Source organism: Nonomuraea sp. NPDC049784 (assembly GCF_040659615.1).
GTDB lineage: Bacteria > Actinomycetota > Actinomycetes > Streptosporangiales > Streptosporangiaceae > Nonomuraea.
Genome location: NZ_JBFAMX010000706.1, coordinates 1 through 4,814, shown reverse-complemented (window position 1 = coordinate 4,814; position 4,814 = coordinate 1). Strand labels below are relative to the sequence as shown.

General features: G+C 69.8%; 4 protein-coding genes. 2 read left to right on the top strand and 2 right to left on the bottom strand.

All coding sequences use genetic code 11. The features are described from left to right. Positions 1-107: 107 nt before the first annotated feature. Together AB0J09_RS56355 and AB0J09_RS56350 are read right to left on the bottom strand one after the other, a co-directional pair. On the bottom strand, positions 108-869 hold the full coding sequence (locus AB0J09_RS56355) for an ABC transporter permease (protein ID WP_360710811.1): 762 nt from the start codon (positions 867-869) through the stop codon (positions 108-110). Next, positions 866-1,777: an ATP-binding cassette domain-containing protein gene (locus AB0J09_RS56350; protein ID WP_360710808.1), complete on the bottom strand. Its 912-nt coding sequence runs from the start codon at positions 1,775-1,777 to the stop codon at positions 866-868. Before AB0J09_RS56350 ends, AB0J09_RS56355 begins: the two co-directional genes overlap by 4 nt. Before the next feature lie 160 nt (positions 1,778-1,937). On the opposite strand from AB0J09_RS56350, the gene AB0J09_RS56345 reads away from it, so the two are divergent. Together AB0J09_RS56345 and AB0J09_RS56340 are read left to right on the top strand one after the other, a co-directional pair. Next, a complete protein-coding gene (locus AB0J09_RS56345; protein ID WP_360710805.1) occupies positions 1,938-3,767 on the top strand; it encodes a M14 family zinc carboxypeptidase in 1,830 nt (609 codons plus the stop codon). 224 nt (positions 3,768-3,991) lie between these two features. Further along, the coding region (locus tag AB0J09_RS56340) for a cellulose binding domain-containing protein (RefSeq protein ID WP_360710802.1) at positions 3,992-4,814 on the top strand (823 nt) is incomplete at its 3' end.

Genomic DNA, 4,814 nt, shown 5'->3' with positions numbered 1-4,814 from the left:
CGCGGTGCGCGACAGGAGCACGGGGAAGTGCCCGCGCTCGGCCGGCCGCCACAGCGTCGCCACCAGCTCGGCGCCGTCACGGGTGGTCATGGTCTCGGTGGTCTCGATCATCGGACTCTCCTGTTGTAAGCACGAAGGGCAAGGGGGACGAAGAGGACGAGCAGCGCGGCGGTCCAGCCGAACGTGATCCACACGTCGGACACGTGCAGGCCGCCGGCCAGGAGCCCGCGCAGAGCGCCGGCCAGGTGGGAGACGGGGTTGACGTTCATCCACCAGGTCAGCCAGCCGGGCATGTCGGTGGCGGGCACGAAGGCGCTGCTGCCGAACGTGAGCGGCAGGAGGACGGCCGTCGCCATGCCCTGCATCGACGTGACGGACTTGGCCACCAGCCCGATCCAGGCCGAGCCCCAGCTCAACGCCATGGCCAGCAGCAGCACCAGGCCGAGCCCCGCCAGCGCGCTGAGCGGGTCCGTCGTGACGCGGAAGCCGACGGCGTACCCCACGAGCATCGACATCGCGATCGTGATCAGCAGCGTGAGCAGGTCCGCCATGATGCGCCCCGCCAGCGGCGCCGATCTGGCGATCGGCATGGTCCTGAACCTGTCGAACACGCCGTTGCCGATGTCGGTGGCCAGGTTCATGCCGGTGGTGATCGTCGACATGAGGGCCACCTGGACGAGCACGCCGGGCAGCATGTACGCCACCGCGCCCGCGCGGTCGCCGCCGGCCGCGCCGCCGAACAGGTACACGAAAATGACGATCATGAAGACGGGCTGCAACAGCATGCCCGCGAGCTGGCCAGGACTGTTCTTGAGCGGGATCAGGCTGCGCCAGGCCAGCGTCAGCCCTTGGGAAAGCGCGGTGGTCATCGGTGGTCTCCGGTCAGGGTGAGGAAGACGTCGTCCAGTGAGGGCAGGCGCAGGGCGTGCTCGGCGAGCACGATGCCGGCGTCGTCGAGCGCCCTCAGCGCGGTGGGCGGCTCGGCCAGGTCGTGCACCGGGATGCTGACCCTGCCGTCCACGGCCTTCGCGCCGAGGATCGTCTCGGTCTTCTCCAGGTCGGCGGCGCGCAGCGGCCTGACGTCGAGCCGATGCCCGCCGGCCAGCGCCTTCAGCTCGTCGGGCGTCCCGGCGGCGGCGACCCGGCCCTGGTCGATGACCAGCAGGTCGTCGGCGAGCTGGTCGGCCTCCTCCAGGTACTGGGTGGTCAGCAGCACGGTCACGCCGTCGGCGGTCAGCTCCCTGACCACGTCCCACAGCCCGCCGCGGGCGTGGGGGTCGAGCCCCGTGGTCGGCTCGTCGAGGAACAGGATCCGCGGGCGGCTCACCAGGCTGACCGCCAGGTCCAGGCGGCGGCGCATGCCGCCCGAGTAGCCGCTCGCCGCGCGATCGGCCGCCTCCTCCAGGCCGAAGCGGGCCAGCAGCTCCGCGGCCCTGGCCCTGGACGCCGACCTGGACAGGCCGAGCAGGCGGCCCATCAGCAGCAGGTTCTGGGTGCCGGTCAGCTTCTCGTCGACCGAAGCGTACTGGCCGGTCAGTCCGATCAGCTCGCGTACCTTTCCGGCCTGGCGGGTCACGTCGTACCCGCCGACCAAGGCGCGGCCGGCGTCGGGGGCGGCCAGGGTGGCGAGGACGCGTACCGCCGTGGTCTTGCCCGCGCCGTTCGGGCCGAGGACGCCGAGCACGGCGCCCGTCTTGGCCCTCAGGTCGACGCCGTCGAGCGCGGCCTTGTCGCCGTATCTCTTGACGAGCCCTTCGGCTTCGATCGCGTATGTCATGTCCCCAACGGTGTCCGGGCCCGCTGGCATCCACCTGGCAGCGACCTGTCAGGGAGATGGTGCATGTCCGTAAATTTGGGCCTTTCCTAGGTGAGGCCGGGTCTTCAATCTCAGGTCAGGCGCCGGATACGACCCGATCCCGAGCGCCCGAGGAGAACAGGTGAGACACCGATTAGTTATCCTGCTGGCAGTCCTCAGCCTGATCAGCCTGACCGGCATGACCGGGGCGGGCGCCGCCGCGGAGCCGCCGGCCAACAAGCAGTACCGCGTCCAGGGCCCCGCGAACGCGCAGCAGCGCAGCGCCGTCGCGGCCACGGGCGCGGCCATCGAGGAGGTGGCCAAGGACTCGGTCCTGGTTACAGCGACGGAAGCCGAGATCTCCGCCATCAGGCGGCTCGGCTACCGGGTGGCGGAGGTGCCGCGCCCGACATCCCCGTCCGCCGTCGGGGCGCTTGACTTCCCGCCGGCGGACTCCGGCTACCACAACTTCGCGGAGATGACCTCGGACATCAATGCCCTGGTCGCGGCCCATCCGGACATCGTCAGCCAGACCACGTTCGGCACCTCGTACGAGGGCAGGGCGCTGCGCCTGATCAAGATCAGCGACAACGTGGGCACGGACGAGAACGAGCCCGAGGTGCTGTTCACCGCGCACCAGCACGCCCGCGAGCACCTGACGGTCGAGATGGCGCTGTACATCATGCACCTGCTGGCCGACAACTACGGCACGGACTCCAGGATCACCAACCTGGTGAACACCAGAGAGATCTGGATCATGCCGGACCTCAACCCGGACGGCGGCGAGTACGACATCGCCACCGGCTCCTACCGCTCCTGGCGCAAGAACCGGCAGCCGAACTCCGGCTCGTCGGCGGTCGGCACCGACCTGAACCGCAACTGGGCATACAACTGGGGCTGCTGCGGCGGCTCGTCGGGCTCGACGTCCAGCGAGACGTACCGGGGCGCGAGCGCCGAATCGGCGCCCGAGGTCAAGGCGGCGGCCAACTGGGTGCGCAGCCGGGTCGTCGGCGGCGTGCAGCAGATCAAGACCAACCTCGACTGGCACACCTACAGCGAACTGGTCCTGTGGCCCTACGGCTACACCTTCGACGACACCGCCCCTGGCCTGACCCAGGACGACCGGGACGCGCACGCGACGCTCGGCCAGAACATGGCCTCGACCAACAGCTACACGCCTGAGCAGGCCAGCGACCTCTACATCACCGACGGGACCATCGACGACTGGATGTGGGGCGTCTATAAGATCTTCAGCTTCACGTTCGAGATGTACCCGACCGGCTCGAGTCCCGGCTTCTACCCGCCTGACGAGCAGATCGTCCCCCAGACCACCCGCAACAGGGAGGCCGTGCTCCGCTTCCTCGAATACTCCGACTGCGTCTACCGGATCATCGGCAAGGAGGCCCAGTACTGCGGCACCGGCACCCCGCCGGCGACCGTCTACTCCGACACGTTCGAGACCGCCACGGGCTGGACGGTCAACCCGGCAGGCACCGACACGGCCACCACCGGCCAATGGGAGCGCGGCGACCCCGCGGACACCACCTCAAGCGGCGCCAAGCAGCTCGGCACCACGGTCAGTGGCACGAACGACCTGGTCACGGGCCGCCTGGCGGGCTCGGCCGCCGGTGACTTCGACATCGGCGGCGGCGTCACCTCGATCCAGTCGCCCCCGATCACACTCCCGTCCACGGGCCTGCTGAACCTGTCGTTCTCGTGGTACCTGGCGCACGGCTCGAACGCCTCCAGCGCCGACTACCTCCGGGTCCGCGTGGTCGGCAACACCACCGCCACGGTCCTGAACCAGGCCGGCGCCGCCTCGAACCGCAACGGCGCCTGGGCCACCGCGACCGCGAGCCTGAACGCGTTCGCGGGCCAGACGGTCCGCATCCTCATCGACGCCGCCGACGCCTCAGGGGCCTCCCTGGTCGAGGCGGGCGTGGACGACGTCAAGATCACCCAGCAACCGTAGACCGCACCGCCGCTCCGCCGTACAAGGGACCCCTCTTGTACGGCGGAGTCATGTTTGGGTCTTGTAAGCCTCCGGTGTCAAGGCTACGATCGCCGCAAATACTTAGGAAAGTTTCCTATAAGTTCACCGGATTCGAGCCAGCTCCTCCTTGCCGGTGCCGTACTGCTCGCGTTCTCACCCCCCGGCGCGAGCAGTGCGGCACCTCACCCCCGAAGGAAGAACTCGTGAGACATCGCGCGATCCTCCTGGCCCTCTCCACCCTCGCACTCAGCCTGTACGCCCTCCCGGCGCAGGCCGCCTCGGCCACCGCGACCTTCGTCAAGGTCTCCGACTGGGGTTCCGGCTTCGAGGGCAAGGTCACCGTCACCAACGGCACCACCACGGCCATGACCGGCTGGAACGTGCAGTTCGACGTCCCCGCCGGCTACTCGATCCCCTCCGCGTGGGACGCGGTCATGTCGCGGAGCGGGCAGCACTACACGTTCACCAACCCGAGTTGGGCGCCCGCCCTCGCGGCCGGCGCCAGCACGAGCTTCGGCTTCAACGGCAGCCCGGGCAACTTCCCCGGCATCACCGGCTGCACGCTGAACGGAGCCTCGTGCGGCGGCTCGTCGGCCGGGGTCCCCGGCGTGCCGGGCGCCGTCTCGGTCACCGCGACGGGCAGCGCCGTCACCCTCACGTGGGGAGCGTCGTCGGGCACGGTGACCGGCTATCGCGTGTACGAAGGGAACGTTGTCAAGGCCACAGTCACGGGCACCACGGCCACGATCGGCGGGCTCGGCGCCTGCGAGACCCACACCTACACCGTCAAGGCGTACAACTCGGCGGGCGAGTCGGCAGGCCGCGACGCCACCGCCGCCACGTCGGGCTGCACCGGCGGCGGCGGGACCCTGCCGAAACACTTCCTCACCGGCTACTGGCACAACTTCGCCAACGCCGCCGCCGAGCTCAAGCTGTCGGCCGTGCCCGACGAGTACGACCTGGTCGCGATCGCGTTCGGCGAGGCCACCGCCACCGCGGGCGAGGTCGCCTTCACGCTCGACCCCG